The organism is Flavonifractor sp. An82, from assembly GCF_002159265.1.
Lineage (GTDB): Bacteria > Bacillota > Clostridia > Oscillospirales > Oscillospiraceae > Flavonifractor.
Window position 1 is genome coordinate 100,909 of the sequence record NZ_NFHG01000005.1, and the last position, 14,277, is coordinate 115,185.

Sequence of the window (14,277 nt, forward strand, 5' to 3'; positions counted from 1 at the left end):
ACAAACTCACGTGCCGCAGAAGACATCGGAAGCGGTGTCCTCTGCGGCTCGTAAAGATGGTTCAGTTGTCGATGCCCCGGGAGATCAGGTACTTCTTGACCATCAAAGCCACCTTGAAGGTGATGGCGTCGTCAAACTCCCGCAGGTCCAGACCGGTGAGCTTCTTGATCTTCTCCAGCCGGTACACCAGGGTATTCCGGTGGACAAACAGCTTTCGGGCGGTCTCGGACACGTTCAGGTTGTTTTCAAAGAACTTGTTGATGGTAAAGAGCGTCTCCTGATCCAGGGCGTCAATGGGATTCTTCTTGAAGACCTCCTGGAGGAACATCTCACACAGGGTGGTGGGCAGCTGATAAATCAGACGGCCGATACCCAGATTCTCATAGTTGATGATGCTCTTCTCGGTGTCGAACACCCGACCCACATCGATGGCAATGCCGGCCTCCTTGTAGGCCCGGGCCAGCTCCCGGATGTGACCCACGATGGTGCCAATGCCGATGACCACCCGGATGTGGAGCTCCTCAGTGATCTTGTCCTCGATCTGCTTGGCGATCTTGTGCAGATCCCGGGTCTCGGCCCCGTCGTTGAGCTGCTTGATCAGGGCCACATCGGTCTCGCTGATGGAGAGCACGAAGTCCACCTGCTTGTCGGGGAAGAGGGCGTGGACCACGTCGATGAGAGCAGGATCGGTGGTCTCCACCTGGCGGATCAGAAAGACCGCCCGGGGGGCCTCGGACACAAAGTGGAGCTCCTTGGCCCGGACATAGATGTCACCCAGCAGGATGTTGTCCGAGATGATGTTCTTGACGAAGGTGGCCTTGTCGTGCTTCTCCTCATAGTAGGTCTTAGCGCCGTTGAGGGCCACGGTGGCCATGGAGCACACCATATTGGCCTCGGCGTCCTCGCCCTTGGCGAACACGGCATAGTCAAACTGGGAGCCCCAGCCGGCCAGCGCCTTGAAGGTGCGGCCCTCGAAGCGGACAGTGTCCCCCTCGCCCCGGTTCACCGCCTCAACCGCACCGGGCCAATGCTCCCCGATGCAGCTGAGTTCGTTGCAGGCCACAACCGTTCCCTCAGAATCGATGACGCCAATGGCCCGTTCGGTGCTGTCTTTCATCTGCAAGACAACGCTTTGAAAAATTCTGCTGGACATGGTTGTATGCCTCCTTATATTTATCCCTACCTCAGGATTGTCGGTCCATCTTTCTCACAGCCTCCACACAAGGCCCCGGCCCGCCTGGCCGGTTCTGGATAGACACGGAACTTCTTCCTTAAAATCCCGTTATGTTGCTGCAACTTAAATGGTCCTGCCGCCGGCTTTCCTCCCAACGCAGGGCCTTTTTTCCGTCAGAAATCGACTTCTGCGGACAAGTTCATTCAACAGACACTATTATACCGGTTTTTTTTGCTCTTTTCAATAGGTTTTCCAAAGTTTTTTGGTGATATTGACTAAAACCTTCAAAGTTCTGTGTCACAGCGCCTCAGAGCCCTGCCGCCGCCCGCAGCGCTTCCAGTTCCTCCCCGGTCAGGGGCCTCCACTGCCCTCGCTCTAGCGCCGGGTCCAGAGACAGGGGGCCCATGGTAAGGCGCTTCAGATAGCGTACCGGCTTGCCCCGGCTGGCCAGCATCCGCTTGATCTGGTGATACTTCCCCTCCCGAAGGGTGACCAGAGCGGTATCCCCCTCCTCCAGAAGCTCCAACCCGGCGGGCATACACACCAAGCCGTCGCCCAGGGTCATGCCTGCGGCAAAGGCATCCACATCTGCCTGTTCCAGCTGTCCTTCCACCCGGACAAAATAGACCTTATCCACATGGCGGCGGGGGGCCAGCAGCCGGTGGGCCATCTCGCCGTCGTTGGTGAGCAGCAGCAGCCCCTCGGTGTCCTTGTCCAGCCGTCCTGCTGGAAAGAGGCCCACCCGCTTCAAATGATCGGGCAGCAGCTCCAGCACCGTGGGCTGTCTGGGGTCCTCGGTGGCCGATACCAGCCCCGCCGGCTTGTGGAGCATGAGATAGACCAGCCGCTCCCCCGACACCGGCTCCCCATCCACCGCAAACCGGGCAGACGGGTCCCACTTCTCCTCCGGCGACCGGGCCACGGTGCCATTGACGGTGACCCGGCCTGCCCGTACCAGTTCCCGCACCTCCTTGCGAGACCAGCGGCCGGTATTGGCCAGAATCTTATCCAGACGTTCCACTGACAATCCTCCTTGTCCATTCTCCATTTCCCGGCATACTCTGCCCACCTGACTCATATCCTTACCATACCAGCACTTTGGGAAAGGGGCGTTGCGCTGTGTTTATCATTACCGCCAAGGTCCGAAAGGGACCAATTCTGGCTGTGGCCGCCGCGGCGGCGGTGGTCTGCGGAGTCCTGCTGGCCGCGGCAGGACTGGGGGGCCGGGGTACGGCGGTGTCCGGCGTGGTCAGCCCTACCGGCGTCAAAACCAATGAAGATCGGATCGCCTATCTGGAGAGCTACGGCTGGCAGGTTGCCCAGGAGCCCTCCTCTGTGGAAGAGCTGCTCATCCCGGACACCTTTGATGAGAGCTACACTCAATATTTGGAATTGCAGTCCTCCCAGGGGTTCGACCTGACCGATTACTGCGGCAAACGGGTAAAGCGGTACACCTATGAGATCTCCAATTACCCCACCGGCGAGTCGGGGATCCAGGCGGGTCTGCTGATCTACAAAAATACCGTCATCGGCGGAGATGTGCTCTCCCCCCAGCTGGGCGGATTCATCCATGGTCTGGCCATGCCGGGATAAAAGATGCGGCGCTCTCCGGAGCGCCGCATCTTTTTCGCTTTATCACGCCCTGCGCAGAGAATCCGATGCCCGGTAGAGGAACATCAGGTACAGAATACTGCCGATCAGGGCAACAATGGCGGTCACCACCGCTGCAATCGCAGCCAGAATATTGATCAGAGGGATCAGGAGCAATACCGAACACACCACCATCACAATGGTACAGCCCAGGCAGATCTTCCACACGGTCCGCCCCCGCTCCGCAGTCTGCACATCAAAGTGGTCCAGGATATTGGCTGTGGTAATGCAGACGCTGTACAGCACCACCATAGACAGGATGCTGCTGAGTATACCAATAAACGGGACGATCAGTTCTACAAAGGAGAGCACAATAAGCACAATGGACAGTACAAAGGCGGTATGGTAGCCCTCTTCCTCCTGCCCGGCCTTGTGCAAGCCTACCAGATCCACAATGGTACCAACAATGGCCAGAATGGTCCCCAGCAGCGGCAGGAACGAAAAAATACAGATAATCTGCCCCACAAAAACCAGCATCAGGCCATCACCGATGGTTCGATATCGGCTCATGTTAACCCTCCTTCTGACTTACCACATTTACATTTAAATAGTTATAAGGAATCTCAATACCGGCTGCATCAAACGCCGCCTTGACCTGCTCCAGCAGATCGTAATACAGGTCCCAATAGTCGGCGGTAGCACACCAGACCCGGACACTGTATTCAACGCTGCTGTCCAGATAGGCGGACACTCGCACAAAGGGCTCCGGGGTAAACAAAGCCTTGGGGTGGGCTCCCACAACACCTTTGATGGCAGCAATTACTTTGGCAGGATCATCGTCATAGGAAACAGTAAACTTCAAATCCACCCGCCGCTGCTCCGCGGCGGTATAGTTGATGATCTTCTCGGTGGAGATCTGGCCGTTGGGCACAGAAATTACCTTGTTATCAATGGTGGACAGCTTGGTATAGGCCAGGCCCACCTCCTTCACCGTACCGCTGACTCCGCCGGCCTCTACAAAGTCCCCCGCCTTGAAGGGCTTGGAAACCAGCACCTGGATACCGCCAGCCAGATTGGACAAGGTACCCTGAATAGCCAGGGAAACTGCCAGGCCGATCACGCCAAGCAATGCCACCAGACTGGTCATGGGCACGCCCACATAATCCAGCACAATACACAGGGTAATGAGCCACAGAATCACCCGCAGGGCAGCGTGGATAAAGGTATGGAGACTTTTCTCCATCTCCAGCCGCAAAAAAGCCCGATCCGTCAACTTCAGGACTACTTTCATCACCACCATGCAGCCTACAAACAGCAACACAATGGTGATGATCTTCTCTAGGTTCAGATCACTGAAAAAGCCTGTCACCGTCTGGATGGTCTCTTCAGCCTCCTCCGGCGAAATATTTGTAATATTTGTTAGCATAGCTTCCTCCCTTTCTGCGGCTATTCTATCATAGCTTTTTAGTTCGGACAAGTCCTACTCTGCTTTCTTCGGCCGCAGGACGTATGGGGGGCAGAAGAACAAAAGACCAGAGGCCACAGCCTCTGGTCTTTTGTTCTAAGAATAGGATGTAGGTTGCTCATAGAGCAGGCAACCTGGTGGACAGCAGTCGCCGGCCCAACCGCCAGAGCAGGGTGATGCACCCGCAGAAAAGCGCCATGAGCAGGAGCAGCGGCAACTCAAAGAGGAAATACACTGGGATCAGTTCCAGCAGCCATTCCAGTACTGGATTTCCCTCCAGTCCGCAGGTGTAGAAGTAGCTGGCCTGCGGAAACACTGTGGCCCGCAGGAGCAGGTTGACCAGGTGGACCGCTCCCCCCAGTAGAGTGAGCTGCAGCAGCACCCCGGGGGTATCGCCAAAGGAGGGACGGTAGAGGTCCCAGGAAGCCAGGCTGACGGCCACCACCAGCACCAGGCCGTGGAAGCCGTAGAAGCCAATGGCATTTACCGACAGCAGAGGTATGTCATAAAAGCCCTCCACAGGCAGGGCCATGGCCGCCAGGGAAAAGACAATGCCTCCATAGAAGCAGAAGGCCCGCAGGGGTCGGGCCGTCCGGCCCTGAAGCAGGGCGGCGGGGACAGAAAGCAGAGCCACCACATTACACGGCTGCAGGGGCAGTTCGTTCCAGAAGAAGAAGGGATAGTCGGTGACCGCCCACAGCAGGACCTTGTAGATGCACAGCCAGGCCACCGACAGCCCGGCCAGCCCGGCCAGGAAGCGCCGCCGGAACCGGCAGGGGGATGCTCCTCCCCATCGCCGCTCCATAGGAGCCCGTGCTGCCCCGATGGCCACGGCCAGAGCAACGGCCGCCAGCAGAAGGGCCCACCATATCCCGCCGCCCACCGAAACCGTCAAATGATGTACCGCAGGAATGTCGCCACCTCCCCCAATACATAATGGATGATGCACAGGCCCCAGATGTTGCCCTGCTTGTGGTAGAACACACCCAGCACCCCCAGCAGCAGGGTGGCCCCCACCATGAAGGGCAGGCCGTAGGCAATGTGCATCACACCGAACACCAGGGCGGACACGAATATGGACAGAGCCCCGGCGTGCTTACCGGTGAAGATGCGCCGCAGGTTCTCCTGCATGACGCCCCTGGCCAGAAACTCCTGAAGAATGACCGTCAGGGGATAGATCACGTCGGCAAAGGTACCCACGCCCCAGTCCCAGAATGGGGCGCCCTCCGGGAAAAAGCCGGGAGCCGTCCGCAGCAGCACCACCTTACCCAGCACCAGCACGACCACGCCGCCAGCGGTGATAAGCAGGTCGGGCAGGAAAGTGGCCCGGGCGTTGGTGACCCGCAGGCCAATGTCCCGGATGGAGAAACTGGTGGTTTTCAGGATAATGATCAGCATGACCACAGAGATGGCCTCGATCATTTTGGACAGTACCCAGCCCGGCGGCTCAATATTCAGATAGCGCAGCAGGCTCCAGAAAAACAGGTAGAGGCACACACAGATCATCAGCACGGCAAAAACAATGGAGGCCTCCCGCCGCTGCTGGTTCAATCGGGCAATCTCGGTAACGTCAGAAAAAAGAGCGACAATGCCAATCTTCTCCCGGCCATCCTCACTGCGGAGGAAGGAGGTGGTCAGACGGAGTCGACGGGTCTCGCCCCCCGGGGTACGGTAGGGTGCCTCACCGCTGTGGGACCTCTCCTTGTCATAGACTGCGTCCAGAATGAGCTGATGAAAGGCATCATTCTCCTCCGCCCCCTCCCGGCCAAGAAAGGCCTCCGTATACCGCTGGCCGGTCAGGTCCTGGGGTTCCCCCAGCAAAGCCCGGCCCTGTTCATTGAGGTATAAAATGCGCCCTCGCATGTCCAGAGTCAGCACTCCGTCCCGCATATCCCTCAAGATCCGCGGCGTGATCTCGGACACAGTTTGGGTCATCCGGCGTTCCTCCCGTGTGTAAGATGGTCTGCCCCACCACATATGGGGTCAAACCAAACCTTTAGGGTTCTTCTTCATTTTAGCAGACTGTCTCCCTCTCCGGGGGCTTTGCGCAGGATTGGCCAACTGCTGCGCAGAATATGGGACTATTTTCCTAACAGCAGTGGATTACGCCTTTTAAGCGAAAAAAGAGCCAGCCTCAAGGCTGGCTCTTTTTCTAAGGGAGTAAATTACTCCTCGATGTCGATAACAGCGCTTTTCCTTCGGGCGGACACCCTCCTAAATAACAGAAAGACCTACCCTAGGGCAGGTCTTTCTGGAAAGGAGCAAATTACTCCTCGATGTCGATAACAACGCCGGAACCCACGGTACGGCCACCCTCACGGATAGCGAAACGCAGGCCCTTCTCGATGGCGATGGGGGTGATCAGCTCGACCTTCATGTCGACGTTATCGCCGGGCATGCACATCTCAGTGCCCTCGGGCAGAGTGATGACGCCGGTCACGTCGGTGGTACGGAAGTAGAACTGAGGACGATAGTTGTTGAAGAAGGGGGTGTGACGGCCGCCCTCGTCCTTGCTCAGAACGTACACCTGGCCGGTGAACTTGGTGTGGGGATGAATGGAGCCGGGCTTACACAGAACCTGGCCACGCTCGATGTCGGTCTTGGCAATGCCGCGCAGCAGGGTGCCGATGTTGTCGCCAGCCTCAGCGTAGTCCAGCAGCTTGCGGAACATCTCGATACCGGTAACGACGGTCTTCTTCTTCTCCTCGGTCAGGCCAACGATCTCGACTTCCTCGTTCATCTTGATGACGCCGCGCTCCACACGACCGGTGGCAACGGTGCCGCGGCCGGTGATGGTGAAGACGTCCTCGACGGGCATCAGGAAGGGCAGGTCGTCGTTACGGGCAGGAGTGGGGATATAGTCGTCGACAGCGTCCATCAGCTCCTTGATGCAGGCGAAGTCGGGATCGTCGGGGTTGCCGGACTCGCAGGTCAGAGCGTTCAGAGCGGAGCCCTTGATGATGGGCAGATCGTCGCCGGGGAACTCGTACTTGGACAGGACCTCGCGGACCTCCATCTCGACCAGCTCCAGCAGCTCCTCGTCGTCAACCTGATCGCACTTGTTCAGGAAGACCACGATGGCGGGCACGCCCACCTGACGGGCCAGCAGGATGTGCTCACGGGTCTGAGCCATGGGGCCGTCGGTAGCAGCGATGACCAGGATGGCGCCGTCCATCTGAGCGGCACCGGTGATCATGTTCTTGATATAGTCGGCGTGGCCCGGGCAGTCAACGTGGGCATAGTGACGCTTGTCGGTCTCGTACTCCACGTGGGCGGTGTTGATGGTGATACCGCGCTCGCGCTCCTCGGGAGCCTTATCGATGCTGGAGTAGTCCTCGTACTGAGCCTGACCCTTCAGAGCCAGATACTTGGTGATAGCAGCAGTCAGAGTGGTCTTGCCGTGGTCAACGTGGCCGATGGTGCCGATGTTGACATGGGGCTTGGTACGCTCAAATTTAGCCTTAGCCATTTTGGATATTCCTCCTTAGTTTCTAATCATGGGTAAACCCTGTTTCCACAATAAACGCGAAAACATTGTATAGCATTGCACAAGAAAATGCAATACCTTTGTTGCAGGAAATGCCAAAGGAAGTAAATTAGTCTTCCTTGCGGCCGCGCTCGGCAATGATCTTGTCAGCGATGCTCTTGGGGATCTCCACATAGCTGTGGGGCTCCATGGAGTACTGGCCGCGGCCCTGGGTGGAGGAACGCAGGTCAGTAGCATAGCCGAACATGCTGGCCAGAGGCACCAGAGCGTCCACCTGAGTGGCGCCGGGACGGCTCTCCTGGCCCTGGATCATGCCGCGGCGGCTGGTCAGGTCGCCGATGACGTTGCCCAGGTACTCGTCGGGTACGATGACGGAAACCTTCATCACAGGCTCCAGCAGGACAGGATTGGCCTTGCGCATGGCCTCCTTGAAGGCCATGGAGCCGGCGATCTTAAACGCCATTTCAGAGGAGTCGACCTCGTGGTAAGAACCGAAGGTCAGGTGGACCTTCACGTCCACAACGGGATAGCCGGCCAGGATACCCGCCTGCATGGCGCCCTGGATACCGGCGTCGACCGCGGGGATATACTCCTTGGGGATGACGCCGCCGGTGATCTCGTTGAGGAACTCGTAGCCCTTGCCGGGCTCGTTGGGCTCGATGGTGATGCGGACGTGGCCGTACTGGCCCTTACCGCCGGACTGACGAGCATACTTGGTGTCCTGCTCCACAGACTTCTTGATGGTCTCCTTGTAGGCGACCTGGGGAGCGCCAACGTTGGCCTCCACCTTGAACTCGCGGAGCAGACGGTCGACGATGATCTCCAGATGGAGCTCGCCCATACCAGCAATGATGGTCTGGCCGGTCTCCTCGTCGGTGTAGGTCTTGAAGGTGGGGTCCTCCTCGGCCAGCTTCACCAGCGCCAGACCCATCTTCTCCTGACCAGCCTTGGTCTTGGGCTCGATGGCGACGCGGATAACGGGCTCGGGGAACTCCATGGACTCCAGAATGATGGGAGCCTTCTCATCGCACAGGGTATCGCCGGTGGTGGTGTTCTTCAGACCCACGGCGGCGGCGATATCACCGGCATAGACCTCCTCGATGTCCTCACGGTGATTGGCGTGCATCTGCAGGATGCGGCCCATACGCTCCTTCTGGTTCTTGGTGCTGTTGAGCACGGAGGAACCGGTGGTGAGCTTACCGGAGTACACGCGGAAGAAGGACAGACGGCCCACATAGGGGTCGGTCATGATCTTAAAGGCCAGAGCGGAGAAGGGGGCGTTGTCGTCGGCGGGACGCTCGTCCTCTTCCTCGGTGTCGGGGTTGGTGCCCTTGATGGCGGGGATGTCCAGGGGAGAGGGCATGAAGTCCACGATGGCGTCCAGCAGCTTCTGCACGCCCTTGTTGCGGTAAGAAGTACCGCAGGTCACGGGAACCAGCAGGTTCTCGATGGTGCCCTTACGCAGAGCGCGGCGGATCATATCCTCGGGGATGGGCTGCTCCTCCAGGGCCAGCTCCATGATCTCATCGTCGATGTCAGCACAGGCATCGATGAGCTTGGTGCGGTACTCCTGGGCCAGCTCCATCATGTCGGCGGGGATCTCCTCCACGCGCATATCCTTGCCCAGCTCATCGTAGTAGATGTCGGCGTCCATCTCCACCAGGTCGATGATGCCCTTGAAGGTATCCTCGGAGCCAATGGGGAGCTGGATGGGCACGGCGTTACACTTCAGGCGATCGTGGATCATGTTGAGCACGTTGTAGAAGTCAGCGCCCATGATATCCATCTTGTTGACGTAGATCATGCGGGGGACCTTGTAGTGGTCGGCCTGACGCCACACGGTCTCGGACTGAGGCTCAACGCCGCCCTTGGCGCACATGACGGTCACGGAACCGTCCAGCACGCGCAGGGAGCGCTCCACCTCTACGGTAAAGTCCACGTGGCCCGGGGTGTCGATGATGTTGATACGGGTCTGGGGGAACTGGTTCTTGGAGCCCTTCCAGTAGCAGGTGGTGGCAGCAGAAGTAATGGTGATGCCACGCTCCTGCTCCTGAGCCATCCAGTCCATGGTGGCAGTACCATCATGGGTCTCACCGATCTTGTAGTTAACGCCGGTGTAGTAGAGGATGCGCTCGGTGGTAGTGGTCTTACCGGCATCGATGTGAGCCATGATGCCGATGTTTCTGGTATTCTCTAAGGTAACTTTCCTAGGCATACTCTAACTCCTTACCAGCGATAGTGAGCGAACGCCTTGTTGGACTCGGCCATCTTGTGGGTGTCCTCACGCTTCTTGACAGCGGAGCCAAGGTTGTTGGAGGCATCCATGATCTCGCCGGCCAGACGCTCCTTCATGGTCTTCTCGCTGCGGGCGCGGGAGTAGTTGGTCAGCCACCGCAGACCCAGGGTCTGACGGCGCTCGGGCCGAACCTCGATAGGCACCTGATAGGTGGCGCCGCCCACGCGGCGGGCCTTAACCTCCAGGGACGGCATGATGTTCTCCAGAGCGGTGGTGAACACGTCCAGGGGATCCTTCTCGGTCTTCTCCTTGATAATGTCGAAAGCTCCGTAGACCACCTTCTGGGCCACGCCCTTCTTACCGTCCAGCATGATGCTGTTGACCAGCTTGGTCACCAGGACAGAATTGTAGATAGGATCGGGCAGAACCTCCCGCTTGGGTACGTTTCCTCTTCTGGGCACTTTGCTTCCCTCCTTCATAGTATGATTTCATAGGTACTCGAAGGCGTATAAACGCCCCCGTGTAAGACAAGTGCCTGCTTGTCCAGTGCCTCACAGGAAAACATCCCTATATCTATAGGAAACGCTTCTGCAAGGACAACTGCCTTGCGCGATTGCGCGTTAATTCGATTCATGCGGCTGCAAACTTGCAGCGTGATTGGAAGTAATGGTTTAAATTACTTCTTGCCGGCCTTGGGCCGCTTGGCGCCGTACTTGGAACGGCCCTGCATGCGGTTGGCAACGCCCTGGGCATCCAGAGTACCGCGGATGATGTGGTAACGAACACCGGGCAGGTCCTTAACACGGCCGCCGCGGATCATGACCACGGAGTGCTCCTGCAGGTTGTGACCAACACCGGGAATGTAAGCGGTCACTTCGTAGCCGTTGGTCAGACGCACACGGGCGATCTTACGCAGCGCGGAGTTAGGCTTCTTCGGGGTGGAGGTACGAACAGCGGTGCACACACCTCTCTTCTGGGGAGAAGGCAGGTCGGTCTCGCGGTTCTTCAGGGTGTTCAGGCCCTTCTGCATAGCAGGAGAATTGGACTTGTAGGTCACGGCCTCACGTCCCTTGCGAACGAGCTGGTTAAACGTAGGCATGGTTTTCCTCCTTTCTTTGTTTCTGAGAAATATATTTTAACGGAATAATCAGAAATTATACCGTTAAAACCAAATCAGTGCAGCAGCGCGGCCACCGCGCTGCCCACGGCGATACCGCAGGCGGAGCCAAGCTCCTTCATCTGCGCTACCTGCTCCACAGGAACGCCCTTCTCAGCGCACAGCGCTTCCACCGGGGCGGTCACCGCCGGATCGGCGTCCTGGGCCAGGAAGACCACAGCGGCCCGGCCATCGTCGATGGCGCGGCGGGTCTGCTTGACCCCCACCACTTTGGCGCCCTGTTTGAGTTGTGTCAGCATTGGGTATGCCTCCCGTTCCTTGATATCCCGGGAGTTCCGGGCTTTTCCGGCCCGTCGGTTCCCTTCCGCAGGCATACCTGCGCAATTCCGGATTATATCATACCCCAAAATGTAAGTCAATCAGAAAATCACTGGATTTTCCAACAGTTTCGGGGCGTTTCCCGTCGGAATGCCGAGGGGCGGCGTACCCACGGCACGCCGCCCCTGGTTGGGGAGTACTATAAGGAAGGCTCAGAAGGGTCCGTAGCCGATCTGGTTGGCGATGACGATGAGGACAAAGCCGGAGGCGATCAGGCAGGCGTAGACCTTCCAGGCGAACTTGAACCAGCGGCCGTAGTCCATGCCGCACAGGGAGAGCTGCAGCAGGGCGGCGGTGGGCCAGAAGGTGTTGGTGAAGCCGTCGCCGTACTGGTAGGCCAGCACCAGCACCTGCTGGTTGATGCCCAGCACCTGGCCCAGGGGCTGGAGGATGGGCATCATGACCACGGCCTTGCCGCTGCCGGAGGCCACGAAGAAGTTGAAGCCGGTGACGAACAGGAAGATGATGAGCAGGGTGATGATGGGGCTCTGGCCCTGGAGCACGCCGGACACGGAGTGGATGATGGTGTCGGTGATGTTGCCCTCGGCGAGGAGGACGGACACGGCCCGGCTGAAGCCGATGACCATGGTGGGGGCGATGGTGCCGGCCATGCCCTTGCCGAACTCCACGCAGGCCTGGGAGGGGTTGATGCGGAACAGGATGACGCCGATGATGGTCACGGGGAAGTAGATGGCGGCGATCTCAGGCAGGCCCCAGGCCCACTGGAGGGAGCCCACCACGGTGAGCAGCACGGTGGCCAGGAAGAGGACGATCAGGATCACCCGCTTGCCGTCGAAGGCCAGGCCCTTCTCGAACTCCATGGGGGCGGTCTGCTCCTCCAGGTAGTTCTCGCCCATGATGCTGTTCTTGGCGTCCTTCTTGATCTTGATGCAGTAGCGCAGCAGGAAGAACAGGGCGATGATGTAGAACACCACCAGGCCCACGGCGCGGAAGCCGATGCCGGAGTACATGGGCAGGCCCACCAGGGTCTGGGCCACGCCGGTGGTATAGGGGTTGACCATGCCGCAGGTGAAGCCCACGGCGCTGGAGAGCATGATGACGGCGGTGCCCACCATCTTGTCATACCCCAGGGTGATGAACAGGGAGATGATGATGGGATAGAAGGGATAGAGGGCGTCCAGATAGCCGATGACGCCCAGGCCGGTGAACAGGGTGAAGAACACCACCACCATGACGATGGCCTTGCCGTTGGTCTTCTGGATCATGGCCTGGATGCCGGCGGAGAAAGCGCCGGTCATGTTGATGATCTGGATGCAGCCGCTGATGAGCAGCACGGAGCCGATGATGTTGGAGCTCTCCACGATGCCCTGGTGGAGGGAGGTGAAGAACTGCAGGAAGCCCACCGGGGTCTGGTCAATGTAGGTGAAGTTGTTGGGGTCCACCGCGCCGCTGGCGTCGCGGGCGTAGGTGCCGGCGGGGATGATGTAGGTCATGGCCGTGATGATCAGCATCAGGACCAGGATGACGATGTACACGTGGGGGAGACTGAAGCCTCTCTTTTTCTTTTCCAGAGTGTTACCCATTCTCAAAAACCTCCTCAAGCGTGTTCTCCGGCATGGCCGGAGGGGTGTGCTTACTTATCCGCGTGCTTGTTCAGCCACTCCACGGCGCAGTTGGCCAGGATGGCGGCGCCCAGGGGGAGGGCGCTCTCGTCCAGCACCATGTTGGGGTTGTGCAGGGGGTAGTGGTCCGGAGCGCCGGCGCCCATGAAGGCGTAGAAGCCGGGCACCAGCCGGGTCACGTGGCCGAAGTCCTCGGCCCCCTTCATGGGGGGCACGGGCTTCACGTTGCCCTGGCCCAGGATCTCCTCCACGAAGGGCACCAGCTCGGCGGAGAACTCCGGGTTGCACACGGTGCTGGGGGTCTTGAGCACCCGGGTGGTGTAGGTGCCGTGCCAGGCCGCCACGTAGTGGTCCAGGATCTCGGGAATCCGCTCGATCAGGTGGTCATAGGCCTCGGGGCTGAGGGTGCGGAAGGAGACCATGATCTCCGCCGTGTCGGGGATGATGTTGGAGGCGTGGCCGCCGTTGAGGGCGCCCACCGTCATGGTGGCGAAGGCCTCGGGGTCCACCTCCCGGGGGATGAGCATGTTCAGGGCGGAGCACACCTGGGTGGCGATGTTCACCGGGTCGATGGTCTTCTGGGGCTCGGAGGAGTGGCCGCCCTTGCCCTGGATGCTGATGATGAAGGTGGCCATGGCGCCGGAGGCCACGCCGGGGGAGTAGTCCAGCCTGCCCACCTCCACCTGGGGCCCCACGTGGAGGGCCATGGCGGCGTCCACCTTGGGATTCTCCAGCAGGCCGTCCTCCACCATGGTGCGGGAGCCGTAACCCATCTCCTCGCCGGGCTGGAACATGAGCTTCACGGTGCCGGGCAGCTCATCCTCCATGTCCTTCAGGATCTGGGCCGCCCCCAGCAGCATGGCGGCGTGGGCGTCGTGGCCGCACATGTGGGCGGTGTTCCCCTGGGAGGCGAAGTCCAGGCCGGTGGTCTCCTCCATGGGCAGGCCGTCCATGTCCGCCCGCAGGAGGATGCAGGGGCCGCCCCTGCCGATGACGCCCACCACGCCGGTGGAGGTGGGGGCGTCGGGGTAGCCGGCGAACACCATCTTCTCCCGGTCCTCGGCGGAGTGGACGCCGCAGTCCCGGTGGTCGATGCCCAGCTCCGTCAGGCGCTTCTTCACGTACTCCGCCGTCTTGGGGGTGTACACGCCCACCTCGGGGATCTGGTGGAGGCAGCGGCGGTCGGCCACGATCTGCTCCTGGAGTGCCCTGGCCTTTTCCAGCATCTCTTTCATATCAAAAACGCT

Annotated in this window: 14 protein-coding genes; 1 reads left to right on the forward strand and 13 read right to left on the reverse strand. The window is 59.5% G+C overall.

What is annotated here, in order from left to right; all coding sequences use genetic code 11:
* Window positions 1-61: 61 nt before the first annotated feature.
* Both B5G34_RS07655 and B5G34_RS07660 read right to left on the reverse strand, forming a co-directional pair.
* The gene (locus tag B5G34_RS07655) at window positions 62-1,153 is read right to left on the reverse strand and encodes a helix-turn-helix domain-containing protein (RefSeq protein WP_087335784.1); all 1,092 of its coding nucleotides are present in this window, start codon (window positions 1,151-1,153) and stop codon (window positions 62-64) included.
* Between the two features lie 328 nt (window positions 1,154-1,481).
* A complete protein-coding gene (locus B5G34_RS07660; protein WP_087335786.1) occupies window positions 1,482-2,195 on the reverse strand; it encodes a pseudouridine synthase in 714 nt (237 codons plus the stop codon).
* A gap of 98 nt (window positions 2,196-2,293) precedes the next feature.
* On the opposite strand from B5G34_RS07660, the gene B5G34_RS07665 reads away from it, so the two are divergent.
* On the forward strand, window positions 2,294-2,767 hold the full coding sequence (locus B5G34_RS07665) for a DUF4830 domain-containing protein (protein ID WP_087335788.1): 474 nt from the start codon (window positions 2,294-2,296) through the stop codon (window positions 2,765-2,767).
* A 42-nt stretch (window positions 2,768-2,809) separates the two neighbouring features.
* On the opposite strand, the gene B5G34_RS07670 is transcribed toward B5G34_RS07665, so the two are convergent.
* The 11 genes from B5G34_RS07670 to B5G34_RS07720 form a co-directional block, all read right to left on the reverse strand.
* Window positions 2,810-3,334 carry a hypothetical protein gene (locus B5G34_RS07670; protein WP_087335790.1) on the reverse strand — a complete coding sequence of 175 codons (525 nt, stop codon included), beginning with the start codon at window positions 3,332-3,334 and terminating at the stop codon, window positions 2,810-2,812.
* Between the two features lies 1 nt (window position 3,335).
* Window positions 3,336-4,190 (reverse strand): mechanosensitive ion channel family protein, encoded by an 855-nt coding sequence (locus B5G34_RS07675; RefSeq protein WP_087335793.1) that lies wholly within the window; start codon window positions 4,188-4,190, stop codon window positions 3,336-3,338.
* A 157-nt stretch (window positions 4,191-4,347) separates the two neighbouring features.
* Window positions 4,348-5,124, reverse strand: a complete 777-nt coding sequence (locus tag B5G34_RS07680) for a YwaF family protein (RefSeq protein ID WP_087335794.1) — start codon at window positions 5,122-5,124, stop codon at window positions 4,348-4,350.
* Window positions 5,121-6,164, reverse strand: a complete 1,044-nt coding sequence (locus tag B5G34_RS07685) for a type II CAAX endopeptidase family protein (RefSeq protein WP_162609445.1) — start codon at window positions 6,162-6,164, stop codon at window positions 5,121-5,123. Before B5G34_RS07685 ends, B5G34_RS07680 begins: the two co-directional genes overlap by 4 nt.
* 331 nt (window positions 6,165-6,495) lie before the next feature.
* The gene (tuf, locus tag B5G34_RS07690) at window positions 6,496-7,698 is read right to left on the reverse strand and encodes an elongation factor Tu (RefSeq protein WP_087335798.1); all 1,203 of its coding nucleotides are present in this window, start codon (window positions 7,696-7,698) and stop codon (window positions 6,496-6,498) included.
* 127 nt (window positions 7,699-7,825) lie between these two features.
* The gene (gene fusA / locus B5G34_RS07695) at window positions 7,826-9,931 is read right to left on the reverse strand and encodes an elongation factor G (RefSeq protein WP_087335800.1); all 2,106 of its coding nucleotides are present in this window, start codon (window positions 9,929-9,931) and stop codon (window positions 7,826-7,828) included.
* A gap of 11 nt (window positions 9,932-9,942) precedes the next feature.
* Window positions 9,943-10,413: a 30S ribosomal protein S7 gene (gene rpsG / locus B5G34_RS07700; RefSeq protein ID WP_204245923.1), complete on the reverse strand. Its 471-nt coding sequence runs from the start codon at window positions 10,411-10,413 to the stop codon at window positions 9,943-9,945.
* Window positions 10,414-10,628: 215 nt separating this feature from the next.
* Window positions 10,629-11,051, reverse strand: coding sequence for a 30S ribosomal protein S12 (gene rpsL, locus B5G34_RS07705; RefSeq protein ID WP_087187743.1), 423 nt, complete (start codon window positions 11,049-11,051; stop codon window positions 10,629-10,631).
* A 74-nt stretch (window positions 11,052-11,125) separates the two neighbouring features.
* Window positions 11,126-11,368, reverse strand: a complete 243-nt coding sequence (locus B5G34_RS07710) for a ribosomal L7Ae/L30e/S12e/Gadd45 family protein (protein WP_087335804.1) — start codon at window positions 11,366-11,368, stop codon at window positions 11,126-11,128.
* Window positions 11,369-11,599: 231 nt separating this feature from the next.
* Window positions 11,600-12,991 (reverse strand): TIGR00366 family protein, encoded by a 1,392-nt coding sequence (locus B5G34_RS07715; protein ID WP_087335806.1) that lies wholly within the window; start codon window positions 12,989-12,991, stop codon window positions 11,600-11,602.
* 50 nt (window positions 12,992-13,041) lie between these two features.
* The gene (locus B5G34_RS07720; RefSeq protein WP_242956925.1) at window positions 13,042-14,265 is read right to left on the reverse strand and encodes a M20 family metallopeptidase; all 1,224 of its coding nucleotides are present in this window, start codon (window positions 14,263-14,265) and stop codon (window positions 13,042-13,044) included.
* Window positions 14,266-14,277 lie beyond the last annotated feature (12 nt).

What these genes read in the sequence shown, in the direction of transcription:
- B5G34_RS07655 (WP_087335784.1), bottom strand. Translation starts at nt 1,153, where the DNA reads ATGTCCAGCAGAATTTTTCAAAGCGTTGTCTTGCAGATGAAAGACAGC.
- B5G34_RS07670 (WP_087335790.1), bottom strand. Translation starts at nt 3,334, where the DNA reads ATGAGCCGATATCGAACCATCGGTGATGGCCTGATGCTGGTTTTTGTG.
- B5G34_RS07675 (WP_087335793.1), bottom strand. Translation starts at nt 4,190, where the DNA reads ATGCTAACAAATATTACAAATATTTCGCCGGAGGAGGCTGAAGAGACC.
- B5G34_RS07685 (WP_162609445.1), bottom strand. Translation starts at nt 6,164, where the DNA reads ATGACCCAAACTGTGTCCGAGATCACGCCGCGGATCTTGAGGGATATG.
- tuf (WP_087335798.1), bottom strand. Translation starts at nt 7,698, where the DNA reads ATGGCTAAGGCTAAATTTGAGCGTACCAAGCCCCATGTCAACATCGGC.
- fusA (WP_087335800.1), bottom strand. Translation starts at nt 9,931, where the DNA reads ATGCCTAGGAAAGTTACCTTAGAGAATACCAGAAACATCGGCATCATG.
- rpsL (WP_087187743.1), bottom strand. Translation starts at nt 11,051, where the DNA reads ATGCCTACGTTTAACCAGCTCGTTCGCAAGGGACGTGAGGCCGTGACC.
- B5G34_RS07710 (WP_087335804.1), bottom strand. Translation starts at nt 11,368, where the DNA reads ATGCTGACACAACTCAAACAGGGCGCCAAAGTGGTGGGGGTCAAGCAG.
- B5G34_RS07715 (WP_087335806.1), bottom strand. Translation starts at nt 12,991, where the DNA reads ATGGGTAACACTCTGGAAAAGAAAAAGAGAGGCTTCAGTCTCCCCCAC.
- B5G34_RS07720 (WP_242956925.1), bottom strand. Translation starts at nt 14,265, where the DNA reads ATGAAAGAGATGCTGGAAAAGGCCAGGGCACTCCAGGAGCAGATCGTG.